The following is a 20,846-nucleotide window of genomic DNA, read 5'->3' on the forward strand; positions in this document are numbered from 1 at the left end:
AAAGTATATGCTGCGCTAACAATTCGCGTACTTTATGGTATTGTGAGTAAAGCGACAGCCTAAGGAAACTACATAATTAGTATAATTATGAGATACAAAAGCTTAACGATTAAGTTTCCTTTGAATTGTTTTTGAGATTTCTACTTTAAATAAGTACTTGTAAATCTTAAAATTCCAATGACAACTACTTTGAAAAAGCTGAATAATGAAATTCAGCTTTTTCTATTTTTTATTAAATATTGAGTCACTTGGTAATTCGAATATTTCTAATTCAAAATAGGGAAGTGCTGCTATTAAATGATCGAAAATATCAGACATAATATATTCGTAATTTTCCCAGCGTTTATCGCTGCTAAAAGCGTAAATTTCTAATGGAATACCTTGTGTTGTTGGCGCTAATTGTCGAGCCATAATCATCATATCTTTGTTTACGGCAGAATGCTGCTTAAGGTAGGTGTCTATATATTTTCTAAACACCCCCAGATTAGTTAAATTTCTTCCGTTCAACAAAAGTGATTTATCGATATTATTAGAAGTATTGAAGGAATTAATGTCGTCTTGTCTGGTTTCTAAATAAGAACTAATAAGTTGAATGTTTTTAAACATTTCAACTGTTGCATCATCTAGATATTTTACACCACTTTGTTTTATATATAAAGCACGTTTTATACGTCTACCTTCAGAACTTGTCATACCACGCCAGTTCTTAAATGAATCCGAAATTAAAGCGTAGGTAGGAATGGTTGTGATAGTTTTATCAAAATTCTGAACTTTTACCGTAGCCAGGCTAATTTCAACAACATCTCCATCGGCGCCATATTTTTCGAAAGTAATCCAATCGCCGATACGAACCATATCATTAATAGATACCTGAATACTAGCTACAAAGCCTAAAATGGTATCTTTAAAAACAAGTAGCGCAACAGCAGAACCTGCTCCTAATGCCGTTATAAATTTAAAAAATTCGATACCAGTTATTACTGCAAATGCGGAAAATATCCCAATTACCCAGGCAAAAATCATGAAAACCTGTATATAACTGGCAATAGGTTTGTCTTTAAAGTTTGGAAGTGTTTTAAAGTAATCCTTTAACGTATTAAGCAGGCTACGAACAACCCATAAGGTTAATATAATTGCAAAAACTTTTAATGCTGTTTCTACAAAATTTTCAAAATCCTGAAAATCAAAAAATACTAAAGGGATAAATTCCAAAGTAATAAGTAACGGAATTATATGAGCCACATTTCTGGGTACTTTGTTCGCTATTAATAAATCATCGAAGTTTGTTTTCGATTGAGTAGCAAAACGGGTAAATACACTTCTTAGAAATTTTCTAATTACAAAATCTACAGCAAAAACAATAAGCAGCAAAGCAATAAACAAAATAAGCATGTTTAAATACTTAGCCGTAGTATCACTTAGCCCCAAAGACATAAAATGATCGTAAAACCAATGTTTAAACTCAAATGTACTGGTTTCAACTAGTTCCATTGAAGTCTCTAATGCAATTTCTGATGTTTTGTTTTCAGTATCTTGATTTTGAAACATATTAACTGGTTTGTTTTAAATATTTTCTATCGATATAGAATGTTCCAACGGGAATAATTGCAGCTAACAGAATAGAGGCAAACTGCTTTTTATTCCAGTTAAAATCTGGTTTTAACATAAATGCTAAAATGATATAACCAATAAAAAGCATGCCATGTGGCATACCCAGTAATTTCACATATTGTGGATCATTTAATAGGTATTTAATTGGTGTTGCAATAAACAACAATAAAATATAAGATGCCCCTTCCAAAAAGGCTACAACTCTAAATATATTTAAAAATGAAAACATAAAATTATAATTTGATTGCAAAAATAATGCACTAAGGATTAATATTTAGCTGAGTTTAAGAGTTTTTTAAAAAACGTGGAAAATAACTAATCCGTAAATGAAAAAACGAATTAAACGTAACGAACCAAATAACATTACATTTCTAAAAGGAAACGCTATGATTCCAGCAGCTAAGCAGGAAATAGAAAAGGGTAGAGGTAATAAGGCGCCCACTACAATTAAAAAACCACCCCATTTTTTCGAGTTTTTAAGTTGCGTTTTCATCTTAACCTCCAGGTAGTTGTGAATACTCGGGATTTTCGTAATGAGTCTACCTAAATAATAGGAAATTAGACCGCCACTGTACGACAAAATTGCTAATAAAAATAAATACATCCAGGGCGCGTGCATTTTTCCTGCCCAGGCAATAAATATTTCGGGGGGAACTAAACCAAGTAATGTTTCTGATAAAAAAAAGAAAATTAAAACACCGTAAACGGGTAAGGTTTTTGTTAAATCAATTAATAGTTGATTAATATTCACAAAATGATTAATCGTATAAATACCCAAAATGGCCAAAGCAATATAAGGTAAAGCCTTTTTTACGGCGGTCCAAACAAAGCCATAAAACCCCGTATAACAGTAATATTGGTGTAGCAGTTTTAATCTGGATTTCTCAGATTTAGACTTGGGTTTGGATTTCATAGTTAGCAATTTTTAAGACTAACAAAGATAACAGAAATTAAGGCTAAAGCCCTTTTGATATTCGATTTTTAATAAAGATTTAAGATTTTTTAAAATCAAATTATGAAATAAAAAAAACTGCCTTCGAGAGAGAGAAGACAGTTTTGCAATGGATTAATTGAGAGTTATTTTATAAAAGGCTTTAAAAGCAATAAAATTATTGATCAGCAGCCATTAAAGCGAAGAATTTATCTATGTTTGGTAAAATAACAATTCTTGTTCTTCTATTTTTTGCTCTGTTTTCCTCAGTATCATTGTCAACTAAAGGCTGATAGAAACTTCTTCCCGCAGCGATTAATTTTTCAGGAGCTACGCTAAAGTTGTTTTGTAAACGCTTAACTACCGATGTAGCTCGTAATACACTTAAATCCCAGTTGTCTTTCACAGCAGCAGATTCAATCATCTTTTTGTCATCAGTATGACCTTCAACCATAACGTCTAAGCTTTCCTCAGAATTAATTACATCAGCAATTTTTTGAAGTATCGCATCAGCTTTGTCGGTTACCCGGTAGCTTCCAGATTTAAATAACATTTTATCTGAAATAGAAATCATTACTACAGTTTCTTCAACATTGATAGCGATATCATCGGATTCGTCAATGTCGTTTGCCGAATTTTTAATATTATAGGAAATAGCAGCATTCATAGAATCTTTAAGCGTAGTGGCCCCTGTTAAATATTCAGATGGTACGTTTTTAAGCGTTTCACGCATTTGTGCTTTGGCATCTTCACTCATTACAACACCATCAACACTTACCATTTTAGAGTTGCTTTCTTCAGTTAATGAATTAATTTTGTTGTTGTATTCATCAACACGTTGTTGAATTCTCGCGAATTTAGCTTCAAGTTCTTCGTTTTCAACTTTTGTTTTTGTCAATTCACTTTTTAGTTGACCATTCTCAGTTTCTAAGGCTACATATTTCTTTTTAGAAACACAAGACGATAATAAAATTGCCGATAATACGACTAACGATATTTTTCTCATAATTAAAGTTTGTTGTTTTGCTTATAATTACGATGAGATGTGAGTTATAGACGTTGAATGGATAAATATTTTTTTAATAAATGTATAAACTTCTGAAATAGTGGTATTTAAAATTTTCTATTTTACATAATATAAATTATAGAACAATAATAATATATAAGTTAAATGGCGAATAGAACTTTTTCTATTCTATTTTAAATAAAAACAGATATAACTAACACGCTAGTGTTTTATATCGTCAACAATTATGTTACAGCAATTTTACGACCTGAATTTCCTTTTTATATTCGTAAGCTATAATTCTATACTATGTAAAATATCCCAGAGGATTTTGTACTCAAAATATACTTTAGTACTTGGGTCATTCAATATTCGTGTGTCTACAAATCGTATAATTTTAATATTCTGTACAATCATTCAACATTTTTTAAATTCGCGATTCTCAAGAAACTTCGCGTTTACAAATTTGTATCTATTTAGCCGTTATGTAAAATATCCACTGCCAACGTTGATTGTTTTATAAAATCAAATTGTTCTGGCAGTTTATTTTATACACAAATGCGAAGCATTCATGAGCTCCTTAATTAAAATATAAATCTTGCGAATAATTATCCATAGCTTTCTAATGCCATGCAATGTTTTAAAATTCGCGTATTTGATAAAATGTACGTCAAAAAAAATTTAAGTGATTCTAGAAGATTAGATTTATATGTCATTTAACATGATTCTACATCTAAAGCAAACGTCGTACTTGTATATAATCATTAATCAATTAAAATTATAATGTTTTTATTTATTAAACCTATCAATGAAACACCACATAAATCTGATGTTCCCATTAATTATTTAATTTTTGTTTAAATATTTTTATAAAAAGTTAAACAAAATAAATATTTTTTTATATATTTGAAGAAACTAAAATATTATAAGTGATGAAACGATTAATTAATATCTTTCCCCAAATCGCTTTCACCTTAACCTTATGTTTATTTTTATGTTCCTGTAGTTCCGAGTCTGTTGAGCCAATGGATGATGTAGTATCGTATTCTTTATATGATATTATTGAAGCCAATTCCAGCTTCTCTCCCGCAGCCAAAGCTGCACCTAAAAAAGGAGATAAGTCAATTGCGCAGACAGCTATTGACATTGAAGGCGAATTTACTGAATTAGTTAAAGCTTTAATGTATGTCGATAAGGAACTGGATGCTGGTTTAGTTAATCTATTTTTAAATGGCTCTGATCAGTTTACTGTATTTGCGCCAACAGACGAGGCTTTCAACACCTTATATGGTGCTTTGGAAGTTGAAGGCATTGATGAGCTACCAGCGCAATTGGTTTTAGATGTTCTTAAATATCATGTTACCACAGGACGAAGAGCGTCTAATAGTGTTGTGCCTAAAAACGGTATGCGTACTATTGAAACCTTATTAATGGATGCCACTTTTAATGTTTATAATGATTTAAGCATTATGGCAATTGGAAACATGGCCAATATTGTAACGGCTGATGTTTCTGCTTCTAATGGAATTATTCATGTAATCGATACGGTTATACTCCCTATAGAATAATTTGTTTGTAGTTTAATTGGTTTGTTAGGTTATAAAAGCTATCAATTATAATATTGATAGCTTTTATTTTTTTTAATATGAAATCTGTATTAATGAGTCTTCAACGGAATTTGAACATTGAACGACTCCCCTTTTTTATTTTGTCCAATATTTATTAAAGCACAAGCTGCATATAGTACCTCTGGGTTTCCGGCGTCATCAATAAGTAGTTGCGGACGCTCTAATCGATTTACATGAAGGGTGTCTCCCGATTTAAGGACTACTTCTTTTTTCATAAAAAACGACTGTTCAGGTTTCGTCCAGGTAATACCATCAATCGATTCAACTATCGCTAATCCAGGTTTTCCTGTTGTTATTTTTCCTGTAAAATCTTTAAGCACGCAGTAAAATTTCTTATTTGTATTATGATACCAAACATAAGGATCTTCGCCACTAGCTATAGTTCCGTCGTCATTTCTAACGTCGAAAACAAAATTATCCGTTGTTTCGAAAGGGCCCGTTGGAGAATCACTAATAGCCACACCGTGAACACCTCTCCATCCTGGATTATAAAAATTTCCTTTAAAATAAAGTAGATATTTTCCATCTGACGGGCGTTGTACTACCGAAGGATTTACAACAATAATATTATCAGGTTTAGGCTCAGTACCCTCAGGAGAGGGATTTACTATATGATCTGGTTTTACTCTTGTTCTTGGTTTTAATAATGGGGCGTCAAATCGTTTGAAATTACCGTTCATTAAATCTTCAAAACTATTGAATTCAATAACCCCAATACACTGACTTTGTTGCACCCTGTTACGTTTATTAACTTGCTCTCCCTTACTTCCTGCAGGTTGAATACCAGGGTCTTTGCCTCCACCATAGTACAGGTAATATTTATCATTAAACTTTTTTAAATGCGGGTTATGTACCATTTGCGCATCCCAGGCTGTAGAATCACCCTCTAGTGCTCTTCCCTGTAATACAATTTTTTGAAATTTAAAATCTCTGTCGGGATAATCGGAAACGGCATAGGCTATTTTTGAATGTAATACCCAGGAATTTGTAAAGGCAGGTACCGAATCGCCACACTCCCAGGTCGAATACAACATGTGATATTTGTTATCATTACCTTTTACAACACTTCCTCCCCAAACAAATCTTTTAGGGTCGTTTAAAACCGATGATCCTGTAATTATGTGTCCATCAACCTTACCGTCTACAGGAAGAGCGGTTACCTTTAATCGTTTATCTTGATGTTTAGCACAACCAACAAACAGCAATACTAAAAAAAGTTTCAATAATACAATTCTCATACTTTACCTATTTCTTTATTAATTTAATTTAGATGTCGATTTGTTTTTTCTACTCACAGAATACCCTTGATCCTGATATGTTTTAAGTAGACTTTGTAATTCTTTAATTTTTTCAGGATAAGAATTATACAAGTTATTACGTTGTTCCGGGTCGTTTTTCATGTTAAATAACAATCCTTCTGTGTTAAACAACTGATAGCCTTTTATTTTCATAAATGATTCAGGCATTTTGCGATGCCCGCCAGTGGAATCGTTTATAAATAACCACTCCCCTTTTCTTATACCCCAAATAGAAGCATATGTATTATGGACTAAACCTTCTCTTAAGGGTGAATCATAGGAATCGCCTTTTAACAGTTTAGATAAATCGTAACTATCGGGAGCTGCATTTGCTGGTAACGTCGCTCCGGTAATATTAGCTAATGTAGCCATGAGGTCGATTTGCGAAACAAGTTCGTTAGAAACCGAGCCTGCTTTAATCTTATTTGGCCATTTCATGATAAATGGCACATGGTGCCCGCCTTCCCAAACATCGCGTTTAAGTCCTCTATAGTCACCCATACTAAAATGATTGTAATTTAAAGCGCGATCCCAGGCGTAATGTTCAGGGCCGTTATCCGAACTAAAAATAATAATTGTGTTTTCTTCTAAACCTTGTTCTTTCAATGTTTTTAAAACTTCTCCAACCACATAGTCCGTTTGTACCGCGTAATCGCCATAGGGACCTGCCTGTGATTTGCCATCGAATTCATCATTTGGAATAATTGGCGCATGCGGAGAAGGTAATGCAAAGTATAAAAAAAATGGTTTATTACTGTCTTGAACCTGTATCCATTGTTTTACTTTTTGAGTTAAGGTGGGTAAAACCTCGTATGGGTTCCAGTCTTTTACTTTTGGACCTGGACGAAATTCCCAATGACCTTTTTTAACCTCGTATCCAATTTGTTTTGGATTCATAATTTCTGTAGGTGGAACTAATATTTTATCATTTTCAACCCATGCATAAGGCGGAAAATTAATAGTGCCATCTCCAAAGTAATAATCAAAACCTCTATCTAAAGGGCCTCCTGATATGGGTTTTGACCAATCAATTTCTGTGGGACGTGGAAAATTCCTGTATTGATTCCAATCTTTTGGTTTTCCGGTAATACTGTCTTTTATTTCCCAATTCCAGCCTAAATGCCATTTTCCAATACATGCGGTTGTGTATCCTGAATTTCTTAGCACTTGCGGCAAGGTAATGTCGGAATTATTAAAAAAAGGTTTACCGAAAGAACCAACAATACCATGTTGTCTGCGCCAATGATAAGTGCCGGTTAGTAAAGCATATCTACTTGGAGAGCATATTCCTGATGAGCTGTGCGCATCAGTAAAACGCATACCTTCTCTTGCTAATTGATCCAGGTTTGGCGTCGGAATTTTAGAATTTAGATTTTGAATATTTAAATCGCCATAGCCCATATCGTCTGCATAAATAATAACAATATTAGGTGTTTTAAAAAAATCCTGTTTTTTACAACCTGAAACAGATAACAATAATAGAACAAGTAGGAAAACACTAAGCTTTTGCATAAATCATTATTAAATTTTAACGAATACAAGATAATACTAATAATATGTATAGAATGACTCTACCCCTTTGTTTTCGATTGATAACAAATAAAATTTAGTAAACAACGTTTTTAAAGCAACAAGCAACATCTAATAATGCTTATCAAATTCATTACTTTTAGTTATTTGGACCTAATATTTCTTCTTGTTTCTCTGGATTAAAAACGTCAAAATATGTCATATTACGATTGCGATATATCGAGAACATTCCTTTTAAACGATTCTGAAAATTTTTATAATTTTTGTTTTGGTCAAGAGTCCATGCGGCTTCAGCGAGTGCAGAAAGCCTGGGGAATATCATAAACTGAAGCCGTTCTGTTGTGTGAATTCTTTCCGTCCACACATTAGCTTGGATACCCAAAACCAAATCATTTTCAAAAAACGGGCCTCCAATAGAGGTTTTATTTGGGAAATTATAAACTTGATCTAATGAACAAAACCCATTCCAGCGCCTGCCATCCTTATGTGAGTCGTGTTGAACAAAATCAAAGTATAACGGCAAACGCGGGCACATTATCGTTTTATAACCATCAGCTAAACTTTGCTGTAAGAGCTTAGGTTTATCATGACGCCACCACATCACTGTGGTTTTACTTTGTGGTAAATTAGCTGCGGTAATTTCATCCCAGCCAATCATTGTTTTATTTAAAGATAAAATAGAGTCATGCATCCTATTCAAAAAATAATGTTCAACAGCCTTGATATCTTGTAGGTTTTCGCGTTTCATTAATGCCTTAACACTCGAATCTACTGCCCATTTATCATTTCCAAAATGAACTTCATCACCACCAATATGGATGTATGGTGAAGGAAATAATAGAGCAACTTCCCTTAATATGTTTGTTAAATATTGATAGGTTTCCTCTTTTCCTGGGTTAAAAGTAAAATCGGGGTGCTTTTCATTGCCACCACCGTTAAATTCTGGATAAGATCGATTAGCCGCTGAAGCGTGCCCAGGCATATCTATTTCCGGAATAACCTGTATAAATCGATCCTTCGCATAGGCTATAATTTCTTTGATGTCTTCTTGCGAATAGAAACGAGCTTTTGTTTTTGGATTACTATAATTACCTAATCCACCAACTGTAGTTAATTTTGGATATTGTTTAATTTCGATACGCCAACCCGGCTCGTCTGTAAGATGCCAGTGAAAAACATTTAATTTTTGTAGTGCCATCATATCTAAAATTAACTTTACTTGGTCTTTACCGAAAAAATGACGAGATTCATCAAGCATAAATCCACGCCATGAGTAGCGCGGCGCATCTTTTATTTTCACTAATGGTAAGCTGTGAGTTTCGGAATTTAAAGAATCAAATACTAATTGTTTAAGGGACTGCAATCCGTAGTATGCACCAGCTGGATGTGATGCGCTTATTGTGATTTTTTGTTTCGTAATAACTAAGTTATAGGCCTCCTTATTTTTGAGTTTTTTGTCATAAATTAAATACACCTTTGTCTTACGAGATCTTGTCGAATCTAGATATTCATTAACTTGATTTTCCCAGTTCTTCAAATGTAATTTGAAATCTTTAACATTGGTTTCAAGTTTAAGAGCTCCAAAAACGGTATGTACTCCAGTTTCTACAATAGCTTGTTGTGGATATGGAATTATAGAAAGGTTTTGCGATTGAGACCAAATGTGGCCAGAAATAAATATTTTAAACGATAGAAGTAATATGAGCTTTAAATTCATATGATTTAGTCTTGGATAAAGAGTTTTTTTTGCTGTTTTACAATATTTACGTAATGCCACAAGAACGAAACGACCTATTAAATTATTAATTGAATTCAAATTCAGCCACAATAGGGTAATGATCAGATAATTGATCTGGTACGCCATGGTTTAGAATTGTGGAATTGATACAGAATCTGGATAATCTAGGACTAACCAAAATGTAGTCTATACGCTCTCTGGATTTAATAACGTCGTTCATATCCGTTCTGTACTTCCCTATTAATATTGGTGTTGGAAATGTAAAACGCTCTTTTTCGTCCACAAAAGAGGCGCAAATATCAATAAGCGGCATAGCCAAAAATTTGGAAACCACAGAAAAATCGAATTGTCCTAGTCTTAAATTAGAATACCTTTTATTATTTTCTTTTGAATATCTTTTTAGCAATTCCGTTTGCTTATTTAGTTTTTGAAAATCCATTGGTGAGTGTGCATTGAAATCGCCTAATACAACATACTTTTCAATTGAATTCATTTCTATACTTTTTACAATTTGGTTGGCCTCCTTTAATCTAAAATTACAATCAGCAGGTGAAAGATGTACCACAAAAAAATCAATACCAAAAGTTTCGCAATGTAGCATACCGTGCCAATACCCCTCTATGGACAATGCTTTTACTTTTATAGGTCGTTTAGATGTTAAACCTACGGGGTAGCCTTCAGTCTTTAATATTTTCACATAATTATGTCCCCATTGCGCCGCATCGCTTTTAAGCTTTTCTTCATTATAGCCACATAACTCTTGTAATGCCAAAACATCGGGATTTGTATCTTTTATAAACTTTATAAAATTATCGTGTCTATTTTGATCTTTCCCCCAATCAAATCCGTTCCAAATATTGTAAGTCATTATTTTTAAATTAGATTGCGATGCCTGAGCAAGACAACCAAAATTTATCACAAAAACCAGCAAAATATTAATTAAATAGTGTTTCATTTTATTTGAAATTCAATTTTTACAGGTGTCCCTTGTTTTGTACCCTTCGGAAAATTAATAGTTTTTGTTACGGTTTGTATGTCACTTTCAATGTGTTTAGTTAAAGTGATTATAGCCGATTCTAATTTTTGAGTAGGGTCTGTAATCAGCACTGTTGAAGTTTCTTTATTTACTTCGAAAAACACTAATGAAGGCACATTTATACTGATATTGTAAGTGCCGTTAATTCTAACATTTCCTGGCTTATAAAACACAATTGAAGTAGCGTTTTTTAATTGCACTGCCTGTGTAAATTTATTGTTTGTTAATATGTAATAAGAAGGTCTTTTGTATTCTTTTTTTAAAGAACTTTTCTTTATTTCAGGAAAAATAACATAAGAATAAAAATCATCCTTACAGTTAATACCGTGATTGATAACAAGCTGAAAAACGTTTCTTTTTTCTTGCGGCTTTTGAGGCCAAACGACAACTTGATCCCATTTAGCCTCTCTTTGTTCTATTTTAGCTTCAATTGAATTTGTAGGATTTATAATATAACCTGTGTTTTCATGCCAAATACAATTAGAAGGTTTTATACTGTTTTTGGCATTATTTTTCTCAAATTTATTATCAACTAATTTACTAAAAGGCGTTGTGCTAAAACGCTGCTCTATGTTGGTTTGTAGAAATTGCTCTGATTTACCAGAAATACCTGAGCCTAAACAAACTACAAAATCAGGAAATATAAAATACGATTTACTAGCTTCTACTCCATCGCGCCGATATTGCATGCTCGAAACCCCAAAATCTTTATAAGTAAAACCGCCAACAAAATCACTTTTAATATGATAACTTCCCCAACCTATTTCTGGTAGTTTAGTTGTGTCTTGAACTGTCGTGGTACCTGGTATTTTTCTCCAGTCCCAATATGGAAATATATTTAAATATTCCTCGCCGGTTTTCATAATACACATAGCGCCATCAGCCAGGTAATAGCCACTTAAATTCTCTCCATTTCCTGATTCTGATCCTTTTACTCTACTTGAGCACATGCGAATACTTGCCATGTACTGTTTTGTTCGTTGAATAAGTAATTCTGAAAAAGGAAAAAATTTCAATCCTCTGATGTTGTTTTTATGGCTAATCGACTTATATAAACTTGGATATTCGGTGTCTATTTCTTTCATTTCTAAGGCTGCTTGTTTCACCTTTTCTGATTTATCAAGCTGTTCATCCGGAAATAATTGTCGACCACTACAATTAATATCATACACGCCTTTCCAAATTACCCATCGTTGTCCTTCACTGAAGTAATGTCGCATTAGATCTATTTGTTCAGAAGTATATTCGTATGCTGTATTTTTTAAGATATACATCCATTTTACCTGGTCTTCTAAAAAGTGTAAACCATAGTTTCCAAATTGTAGTTGTCGGCCATGCTGATGAAACGAAAAATCTGGTTGTAAACCTTCACTGTTTATAGCGATTTGCATTTCGTTTTTTATGTTTTCTGCAGCCTGATTAAGTTCTTCTACATTATTCTTTAAAATACTTCTTAACACGATATTAGAAGAAACCCAGACTAAATTTTGCCCTGTTTGAATGCCAAATCGGACTTTATCCATAATTTCAATGCCTTTTTTCCATTGTTTTGGATCCATGTTATCTTCCATTAAAAGCATAATTACTCCCAAGTTTTGCGGGATTCCTATTTGTGCATACCACCAATTACTGTTTTTAGGAGTGTTATCTACCCACCAATTATAAGATTCTAGTATGTTTTTTAAAAGAGTTGGATTATGATAATACTCGCTATCGGCTTTATGATAGGCTTTTGCCATTATTGATGCTCTTTTTAAATGAGCTAATAAAGGCCAGTTTCCAGGTTGTCGGTTATTATAGTCTAGATCTGACCAAGTACCATTAACATTGGTAAAAAAATAGCTTTTTTGATCTTCTTTTAATTGTTGATTAATGAGGTATGCTTTCCAGTTGGTTTTTAACTCTTGTAAATCGCTACTTTGTGCAATGGTGTACCAATTGAAAGATATTAAGGTGGCAATAACCAATAAGTATCTCATAAATTAATTTTCAAAATTGATAATTTAACCACTAAATATAAAAAAAGACAGTCAATTTGACTGTCTTTAACTCGATTAACACATAATAATTATTGGGTTAAAATATCTTTACTCTTTTTTAATACAATATCTTTTGTTGCTACCAACATATCGTCTTTCTCCTCTAACCGTAACATACTTTTAACAGCTTCCGCACGACATGCTAGAGTTAAATCTGGAATTAAAGGATCATCATTAAAGAAAAACGCCGATAATTCTTGTTCTGGTTTACCAGGTTCCTTAATAATACGGTGAATTTGTTTAAGTTCTTTTGCTTTTAAGTATTTTCCAGGCATAAAGGTATAAAACGTATACTTACCATCGGCGTTGGTTTTCACCCAGGCACGATGATACACATAACGATTTCTATTGGCATCACGTTTCATTTTATAATTGCCGTTTTCATCTGGTTGATAGATAAACAGAATCACATCTTTAGCTGGTGTCTTTCCATCAGCCTGGTAAATAGTACCAGAAATCTTTAATTTTGTTGGTTTGTTGTCGTAATCAGGAACTTGAGCTTCATTATCCAATAACTGGTCTGATAGCAAGTAAATTGGACTGGTCTTTTCATAATTTAATGGTAAATCATCCAAAATACTAGCTGTATTTTGAGCCTGAAATTGATATGCTAAAATCAAACAGATAAAAAGTATAAATTTAGTACTTAAAGCCTTCATTCTAAATTGTTAATTATTAATATCGATTTAAATTTAATTATTTACGCTTTGGACTAAAAAAAAACTACATGAAAGCATTATATATACGATAAACGGTTCTGACACCATGCTTGGAGTTATTTATCTACATCCTTTTCAGCTCTTACACTACCTGAATATTGTATGGTTGTCCTTGTATTTCCATTAAGGGTCATAGAGCTTTTTAAATTTGGAAATAAATTGATACTCACACTAAAGTTTTCGTTGTTGCTCTTGGCATCAAACTGAATGTTATAACCATTGTGCTTGTTTGGTTTAACTTCATAATCTTCAACCAATCCTTTAAATTCAATACCGTTATCTGTTCCTCCATAAGCAGCTCCCATTCGGCGCTCACCATAATAAGGTAAAAACGATACAACACTGTCTCCTTTTATTTTTAAAAAATTCTGGTTACCTATTAAATTAATACCACTAGCACTATTGCCCGGACGCATTAATGGTGAGTTTAAAACCTGTTGCATAGCTGCGGTTACTTGCGGGTATGCCCAATCGGATTCTATGTAAAAAGATTTACTTTCAACTAACGCTTTTAACGCTGCTATTTCTTCTGGTGTAGCTGTCGATTTTGTTGAACTGCACGATAAAAGAAATGTACTTATAAAAGATAATAATAAAACGAGATGTTTCATGGTTTAATTCCTATTTTAATTCCATTTCTAATTTACGAAAAATTATTACGATTTTCATACATTTTAGCTTTTTACTTACATTTTGATGCGTGTTAATTTTAATTTAAATTAGCGCTACATGCGTGATAAAACAATTCATCTTCAATTTCAATATCAGGGCTATTGTAGCACACCTAACTTATGGGTTGGCAACACAGTTTATGGACTGGAACAATTTAATTTACCATGCTCAAGAACGAGTAAATTCAATGGAGTCATAGCGGATAAACTGCGCCTGGGAAAACTTGTGGAGCGCTTTGTGAGCCACGACCTAAAACAGCACCCGGAAATATCTAACTTAGTAGAGGGTTTACAGATTCAAAAAGATAAAATCACAATAGGAGAGCTTGATGCTTTGTTTCTGTTCAAGAAGCAACCTATACATTTAGAAATAGTTTATAAATTTTATTTGTACGACCCTCTTCTTGGTGATAACGAACTATACAACTGGATTGGCCCAAATAGAAAGGATTCGTTAATAAAAAAACTAGACAAACTAAAAAATAAACAGCTACCATTGCTTTTTAATAGTAATACAAAACATTATTTAAATCGTTTCAATATAAATGCAAACCACTTTGATCAACGCGTTTTGTTTCGAGCTCAATTATTTCTTCCTTATCAAGGTGATAAAAACATCTTTAATTTAATTAACCCTGAATGCGTTCAGGGGTTCTATATAAAAATGAAAGATCTGGATGTTTTTAAGACCAGTAAGTTTTATATACCTTCTAAATTAGATTGGCTTTTAGAAGTTAGCGCTCATGTTAATTGGTTAACCTACAGTAAGTTTAAAGCAGAAATAATAAATTTAATTACTAACAAAACCTCGCCTTTGTGCTGGGTAAAGCATCCAAACGGGATTATTAAAAAAATATTTATTGTTTGGTGGACTTGAAACTAGCCTAAAATATCGCAAACAATTACCTTTGCCGCCATGTGGATGTATTTAGGGTTATTAGCTGCATTGTTTTTGGGGTTGCATAATTTATGTAAAAAACATGCAGTTCAAGGTAATGAAGTGTTTCCGGTTTTATTTGGGACAATTTCAGCTGGGTTATTATTGTTGGTTCCTTTTTTTGTGTTGTCGCTTTTTGCGCCTGAAATTGTTAAAAACATAGATTTGTATATTGCGAGTGTACCGTTGGCTACACATGGCTTCATTTTAATAAAATCTTGCATTATGGCGGCCTCTTGGGTTTTAGCTTATCAGGCCTTGAAGCACTTACCTATTACTATTGTAACACCAATTCGTTCTGCAGGACCATTTTTTACATTTTTGGGTGCGATTTTAATTTATCAGGAAAGACCAACATATACACAATGGATAGGTTTCTTTCTTATTATCTTTTCTGTTATATTATATTCCAAAATAGGTAAAAAGGAAGGGATACATTTTAAGCGAAATAAATGGATTTTGGCCATTGTAGCAGCTACATTCTTAGGTGCTTCGAGTGGTTTGTACGATAAATTCCTAATACAGAATCTGAATTTAACACCACAAACACTTCAGTTCTGGTTTTGTTTTTACACTACCGCAATTTTATTCATTATTTTATGTTTCACTTTTTTTAGAAACCAAGAAAAACGTAACGCTTTTAAATTCAGATGGACTATTCCTGCGGTCGGTGTTTTATTACAGCTGGCTGATTACTATTATTTTAAAGCGCTCCAAGACCCAGACGCTTTAATAATGCTTCTTTCGGCCATTAAGCGCAGCCAAATACTGATAGCTGTTGTTGTTGGAGGCTTAATTTTTAAAGAGCAAAATAAAAGAAAAAAGCTTATTCCTCTTATTGGTATTATGCTTGGAGTAGCTTTAATACTGTACTCGAAATAAACTAAAAAAACAAAACGAAGATGTAAACTTAATTTATGGTTTGGTTATTTTTTCGTTGGGCTAAATGGAAGCCTAAGCCAACCCCCAGACCAAATACAACAATTAAAATAGTAGACATAGTTATAATTAAGGACACCATAATAAATACTTTAAAAAATTAGTAGGTTAAGAAATTCTTTTGTTTTTGGTAAAGCAATAAACTTGAGATAATAGTAATTTACAGTGCTAATGTATAATCTTTTAACTATAATAATGATTATGAGCTAGAATAAAATTCTTTCAATTGATATATATCAATTTTTAAGAGTCTACGCAAGTTACCTCAAAGTCTTTAAAAATTCGACTAAAAGTTTCGGGTCTCATATTTAACATAGAGGCAAGGTATTTATTTGGTGCACGATTCAACAGTAAAATGTTTTGATTTGCAACAAAATAGTCAAAACGACCCTTCGCGGAAGGAATTCTAGACATCAGCGTTCTATTTTCTGCGTGAATATAGTACTCCACTAGTAATGTATTGTATAACCTTAAGGCTTCAGGAAACGTGTTCAAAGCAAATTGAAAATCTTCATATTCCATATATTCAACGTAAGTGTCTTCCACGGCCTGTATGCACTCCGATGCTTCAATATGTTTAAAGAACCCAGTAATAGATGTAACCAGTTCGTTTTCGCAGCTTAACCAAGTCGTTATTTCTTTATTTTCAACATTATGAAAACCACGAATCATTCCCTTTTTTATAAAATAAAGTTTGTTGCAAACCTCGCCGCTTTTGTGTAATATAGTTCCCTTTTTAAAATGCGTATGCTTTATACAGCGGTGATAATGTAACTTAAATTCGGGAGATAATGGTACTATTTTTTCAAGAAAATATAAGGAAAAGGAAATTTTTCTGCCGCTCATAATCATGGATAATCAATTGCAAAAATATACAATAATTTCTCTTATATTAAAACAGTATTTACTTTTAAATATTTAACTAATGATTAAGGTTATTTTTGTGAAACTGTTATTCCATATCCCTTGCTAAGTGTTGAATTCTTAATTCATGGTTAATTCTATAATAATTTGGATAATTTAAAAAATTTTAAAGTCAATAAAAAATGCAGAAGTTGTTAAAGCTTCTGCATTTTGACTATGGGTATTTGGTTGGTTTTATAGTTTTTTTTAACATTATGCATCCGCATCAATTTTAACTACTTTTTTTTGGTTTTCCTTTTTCATTACCACCTTATAGAACACTTTGGTTTTATTTTCTTCCTTATTAAATATACGAGTGCATATTACTTTGTTAAAAGCCCAGCCAGGATATTTTTTTCCTAACCTATTGTTTAAAACATATGGTAAACGCACATCTTTGTATATTTCGGTCGATTGTATTATTATACCATTTTGGTTGTATGTTGCCTCAATAACATTTAAACCTTCTTTAAATTTTACGTTGTATGTTGAAGGTTTCGATGCTATATAAGCTGAAGATTTTTTTATATCATAATTCGCAATAATACGTTGAAGTTTTTCTACTTTTTTCGAAGTAACCTCTGTATCGAAAGCATTAAGATAAAATTGGTTTACTGGCACTGCTTTTTTCGAAACGACTTTCGATTCAGCAATATTTACTGGTACCGCAGCTATTGAAATCTGGCCGTGTGTTATGCTAAAGAATCCGAATAGCGTTAATCCTATTAAATACGTTTTCATGATGTTGGTTTTAAGAGTTATTTGATAAGGTGCTATTAATAATTCTAAACCGCGGATCGATTTTTAGTATACTGATAATAAAATCATTATAAATTTAATTTAAACCTATGTAATAGCCATAAATAACCAATAGACAAACAATAGACACCTGAAAAAAAGTCGATAAAAACTAAAGAGATAAAATATAATCATCTAAATTAATATCGTCAGGAAGATTTAACTTTTTACGTAATCTATACCGGCTTGTGTTTAAGGATGCTAAAGTTATGTTTTGAAGGGTGGCAATATTGCGACTACTTATCTTTAACCGAATTAAAGAACACAAGCGTATTTCATTCTTAGTTAACGAAGGAAATTTAGTTGTTAAAGTATTATAAAAACCATTGTTTAAGGTGTCTAATCGCTCAAAGAAAACTTTAGTTCGTTTATCATAGTTAATTTTATTTTGTAATTCCACTTCCAGGTTTTTTAATAATTCTGGTTTTTCGGAGACATTTCCATTTTTATAAGCATTAAGCTGATCGGATAAGGATTTTATCCATTCATAATTTTGCGTGAGGTTTATTGCGAAATCAGACAAATCACGTTCTTTAGCCTTAATGTTATGATTTAATTGTTCCAGTTTTAAAGAGGCATTTTCTAATTTTTGTTCGGTTAACAATTGCTTATTAAAAGCATTGAGCATCCTTTGCTTTCTTCGCTTATACAAGTACAGCAGAACAATAATAACAACGGTAAGTATAAGACACATAATCCAGAATTGAAGTTTCTGGTTTTTAATTTTATTGGCCTTTTGAATTTGTTCTATCTCGAAATTTAACGCAACTCTATCTAACGTAATAACATTCAATTCGTCGCGCCATCGTTTATCTTGAATAGCAGCAATATTATTTAAACTATCGGAAAATCGATAAAGTTGTTGTAACGTATTATAAGCCTCTTCTGCCCTATTTTGTTTTTTTAGCAACAACTGCTTTACAGTTAAAAACTCAATTTTAGACTCGGGTAAAATGTTTTCGGAATGTTCGCTAGTGTTGTAAATTTCATCTAAACGCTTAAAACTATTAGCTGCCTCTTCAATATGATTTAGCTTAATATCCATTTCTATTAACTGTGCCCCAGCACTTATTAATCTTGGATAATCTAGATCTTTTAACTTTTCGTTTTTAGTTTGCTGAAAAAAGTTGAAGTTTTTAAAGTATAAAGCTCTTGCTTGAATAAAGTTTTGCTTATCGCGATATATGTCGGCAATATTATCGCGAATACTGCCATTTAAAGTATGATTTGGATAACTTGTTTGGGCTATACGCAAAGCCTTTTTAAAATAAAATAATGCAGAATCTAATTCCCTTTTACCATGATAAAGAAATAAAGCGTAATTATTTATAGAAGAAGGGTGGTAAATATTTTTTAAGGTATCGGCAAATTTCATCCCAATTTTATGTTGCGCCTCGGCACGTTTAAAAAGATTCATTTTTTCGAAATTCGCAGCCATTATGCTATTTGCAAACGTTATCATTTCAACATAATCCGCTTTTTCTTGTTGAGATAATAAAGCCTCATATTGTTTATAGTGCTCAAAAAATGCCTTATACGACGCGTTAGATTCCTTAGGAAAACCAATTAAATTAAACCAATTTCCAGAATGTAAATACGCATCTAGTTTAAACGTGTAATTACCTGCGATATAACTTAATAAATCAAGTCTCTTGAAGTGTTGCGATAAATAAGTTTCTAATTGCGATTCTGAAAATGAGGTCCGTCGATAGGTTTTAAATTCATCTTCCGGAAATGATTTAGACATTTCATTGGTTATCAATTTGTATTGTTCTAAAGCTTCTTCAGAAGTAAATGTATCCTGAGATTGCCCCAAGTTCCAGAACAAAATAAAAAAACCGACAGTAAGACTATATTTAAAAAACAAGATGTTTTAGGTTAATTAAAGTTGGCTAACCTAAAGATACAGATTTATTTTCTATGTTTTAAATTACCGCCATATAGCCAGATTTAAAATCAGAAAGTGTTCGATATTTTTTAAGTCAAAATACCATGAATTGAACGCATCCAATCGTCAATATTTGTATTGTTTGTGTTAATTGCCATATTTTTGCCTCCGTAAGGGCCATAAACCGTTTCGTCGGTAACTGAGAAAAACCCAACAGTTGGAATCAATGAAGCCGCAGCCAAATGCATAACACCGTTATCGGCAGCAATAAAAATAGCCGTATTACTTAACACCCCTCCCATTTCACGTATATCTTTGCTGTAAAAGTTTGGAGCTTTAAAGTTAATTCGTGATATATTTTCAATAGGAAGCATTTCTACAACATTATAATCAGGAAACTCTGTTAACAAACGTTCGTAAAAAGCATTCCACCAGTCATAGGAATAACATTTTTCACCTGTAGCATTTGTGTAAATACAAATTACGGGTTTACTAGCATCAACAATGTTATTTAAAATAGATTTCCCTTGGTTAATCTCTTTTTTGCTTAGTTTAATATTTAACCCAGGCAAGGAAGTGTCTTCAATGACAACACCAAGGTTTTTTAAATAATACCTTAAATTATAAATAGGATATTTTGAAATATGTCTGTGATCAGGATACTTGTTTTGAATTTCTTCATTAACATCCCCAAAAACCTTAAATTTAGCTCTAGATAATTGCGTTAGTAACCTTCCTGATGACGAGTTTTTATCACCATTTATTACGAGATCATAAGATTTATTCTTAATAGATAACCAGCTTTTAGCATACTTAAACAGATTGTTAAATGGTTTTCTTGGCAATTGAATAATTTTATTAATCGCACTGTAATTTTCAAAAACCGGAAAGGCCACCCCGCCTTTAACAAACAAATCTATTTCACAATTTGGAAAACGCTCGATGACTTCCTGTACAATAGGTGTTAATAATAACTGGTTACCTAACCTGTGGTTTGGTCTTATGATTAAAACTTTTTTTATGTCTTCTGGGATTAATGAACCGTAGTCTGGTTCTTTATAAGAACTCCCAACGTTTTTTGTAATGCTGTGCATTACTTTTCTTCTAATATTGTTTACTGCTATTTTAAAAGACATAAATGTAAAGTTGTTATTTAAAGGCGAACAAAAGTACC

18 protein-coding genes are annotated in these 20,846 nt (G+C 32.4%); 3 read left to right on the forward strand and 15 right to left on the reverse strand.

Annotated elements, in window-relative coordinates; all coding sequences use genetic code 11:
* Positions 1-222 precede the first annotated feature (222 nt).
* From ICJ83_RS07495 to ICJ83_RS07510, 4 genes are all read right to left on the reverse strand, one after another.
* The gene (locus ICJ83_RS07495; protein ID WP_394354302.1) at positions 223-1,434 is read right to left on the reverse strand and encodes a mechanosensitive ion channel family protein; all 1,212 of its coding nucleotides are present in this window, start codon (positions 1,432-1,434) and stop codon (positions 223-225) included.
* Between the two features lie 115 nt (positions 1,435-1,549).
* The gene (locus ICJ83_RS07500; protein WP_188229755.1) at positions 1,550-1,840 is read right to left on the reverse strand and encodes a DUF3817 domain-containing protein; all 291 of its coding nucleotides are present in this window, start codon (positions 1,838-1,840) and stop codon (positions 1,550-1,552) included.
* Positions 1,841-1,906: 66 nt separating this feature from the next.
* Positions 1,907-2,524 carry a YqaA family protein gene (locus ICJ83_RS07505; protein ID WP_188229756.1) on the reverse strand — a complete coding sequence of 206 codons (618 nt, stop codon included), beginning with the start codon at positions 2,522-2,524 and terminating at the stop codon, positions 1,907-1,909.
* A gap of 196 nt (positions 2,525-2,720) precedes the next feature.
* Positions 2,721-3,548 carry an OmpA/MotB family protein gene (locus ICJ83_RS07510; protein ID WP_188229757.1) on the reverse strand — a complete coding sequence of 276 codons (828 nt, stop codon included), beginning with the start codon at positions 3,546-3,548 and terminating at the stop codon, positions 2,721-2,723.
* A gap of 932 nt (positions 3,549-4,480) precedes the next feature.
* On the opposite strand from ICJ83_RS07510, the gene ICJ83_RS07515 reads away from it, so the two are divergent.
* Positions 4,481-5,116 carry a fasciclin domain-containing protein gene (locus ICJ83_RS07515; RefSeq protein ID WP_188229758.1) on the forward strand — a complete coding sequence of 212 codons (636 nt, stop codon included), beginning with the start codon at positions 4,481-4,483 and terminating at the stop codon, positions 5,114-5,116.
* An 89-nt stretch (positions 5,117-5,205) separates the two neighbouring features.
* Here the strand turns inward: ICJ83_RS07515 and ICJ83_RS07520 are convergent, their stop codons facing one another.
* The 7 genes from ICJ83_RS07520 to ICJ83_RS07550 form a co-directional block, all read right to left on the reverse strand.
* Entirely contained in the window at positions 5,206-6,414 is a 1,209-nt protein-coding gene (locus ICJ83_RS07520; RefSeq protein ID WP_188229759.1) for a glycoside hydrolase family protein, read from the reverse strand.
* An 18-nt stretch (positions 6,415-6,432) separates the two neighbouring features.
* The gene (locus ICJ83_RS07525; RefSeq protein WP_188229760.1) at positions 6,433-7,986 is read right to left on the reverse strand and encodes a sulfatase family protein; all 1,554 of its coding nucleotides are present in this window, start codon (positions 7,984-7,986) and stop codon (positions 6,433-6,435) included.
* 157 nt (positions 7,987-8,143) lie between these two features.
* The gene (locus tag ICJ83_RS07530; RefSeq protein WP_188229761.1) at positions 8,144-9,721 is read right to left on the reverse strand and encodes a beta-N-acetylhexosaminidase; all 1,578 of its coding nucleotides are present in this window, start codon (positions 9,719-9,721) and stop codon (positions 8,144-8,146) included.
* 85 nt (positions 9,722-9,806) lie between these two features.
* Entirely contained in the window at positions 9,807-10,697 is an 891-nt protein-coding gene (locus ICJ83_RS07535) for an endonuclease/exonuclease/phosphatase family protein (protein WP_188229762.1), read from the reverse strand.
* On the reverse strand, positions 10,694-12,757 hold the full coding sequence (locus ICJ83_RS07540) for a polysaccharide lyase family 8 super-sandwich domain-containing protein (RefSeq protein WP_188229763.1): 2,064 nt from the start codon (positions 12,755-12,757) through the stop codon (positions 10,694-10,696). The genes ICJ83_RS07535 and ICJ83_RS07540 overlap by 4 nt, the downstream gene beginning before the upstream one ends.
* An 89-nt stretch (positions 12,758-12,846) precedes the next feature.
* Positions 12,847-13,476, reverse strand: a complete 630-nt coding sequence (locus ICJ83_RS07545; protein ID WP_188229764.1) for a dioxygenase family protein — start codon at positions 13,474-13,476, stop codon at positions 12,847-12,849.
* Positions 13,477-13,592: 116 nt separating this feature from the next.
* A complete protein-coding gene (locus tag ICJ83_RS07550; protein ID WP_188229765.1) occupies positions 13,593-14,147 on the reverse strand; it encodes a DUF4251 domain-containing protein in 555 nt (184 codons plus the stop codon).
* A gap of 118 nt (positions 14,148-14,265) precedes the next feature.
* Here ICJ83_RS07550 and ICJ83_RS07555 point away from each other — a divergent pair, with 118 nt between their 5' ends.
* Both ICJ83_RS07555 and ICJ83_RS07560 read left to right on the forward strand, forming a co-directional pair.
* Positions 14,266-15,084: a DUF1853 family protein gene (locus ICJ83_RS07555; protein WP_188229766.1), complete on the forward strand. Its 819-nt coding sequence runs from the start codon at positions 14,266-14,268 to the stop codon at positions 15,082-15,084.
* Positions 15,085-15,123: 39 nt separating this feature from the next.
* On the forward strand, positions 15,124-16,026 hold the full coding sequence (locus tag ICJ83_RS07560; RefSeq protein ID WP_188229767.1) for a DMT family transporter: 903 nt from the start codon (positions 15,124-15,126) through the stop codon (positions 16,024-16,026).
* 300 nt (positions 16,027-16,326) lie between these two features.
* Here ICJ83_RS07560 and ICJ83_RS07565 read toward each other — a convergent pair whose 3' ends face one another.
* The 4 genes from ICJ83_RS07565 to ICJ83_RS07580 form a co-directional block, all read right to left on the reverse strand.
* Entirely contained in the window at positions 16,327-16,929 is a 603-nt protein-coding gene (locus ICJ83_RS07565) for a Crp/Fnr family transcriptional regulator (protein WP_188229768.1), read from the reverse strand.
* A gap of 270 nt (positions 16,930-17,199) precedes the next feature.
* Positions 17,200-17,727: a hypothetical protein gene (locus ICJ83_RS07570; RefSeq protein WP_188229769.1), complete on the reverse strand. Its 528-nt coding sequence runs from the start codon at positions 17,725-17,727 to the stop codon at positions 17,200-17,202.
* Positions 17,728-17,896: 169 nt separating this feature from the next.
* Entirely contained in the window at positions 17,897-19,651 is a 1,755-nt protein-coding gene (locus tag ICJ83_RS07575) for a transcriptional regulator (protein ID WP_188229770.1), read from the reverse strand.
* Positions 19,652-19,761: 110 nt separating this feature from the next.
* Positions 19,762-20,808, reverse strand: a complete 1,047-nt coding sequence (locus ICJ83_RS07580) for a glycosyltransferase family 9 protein (RefSeq protein ID WP_188229771.1) — start codon at positions 20,806-20,808, stop codon at positions 19,762-19,764.
* Positions 20,809-20,846 lie beyond the last annotated feature (38 nt).

Origin of the sequence: Aestuariibaculum sediminum (genome assembly GCF_014596945.1) — a bacterium.
Classification (GTDB): domain Bacteria; phylum Bacteroidota; class Bacteroidia; order Flavobacteriales; family Flavobacteriaceae; genus Aestuariibaculum; species Aestuariibaculum sediminum.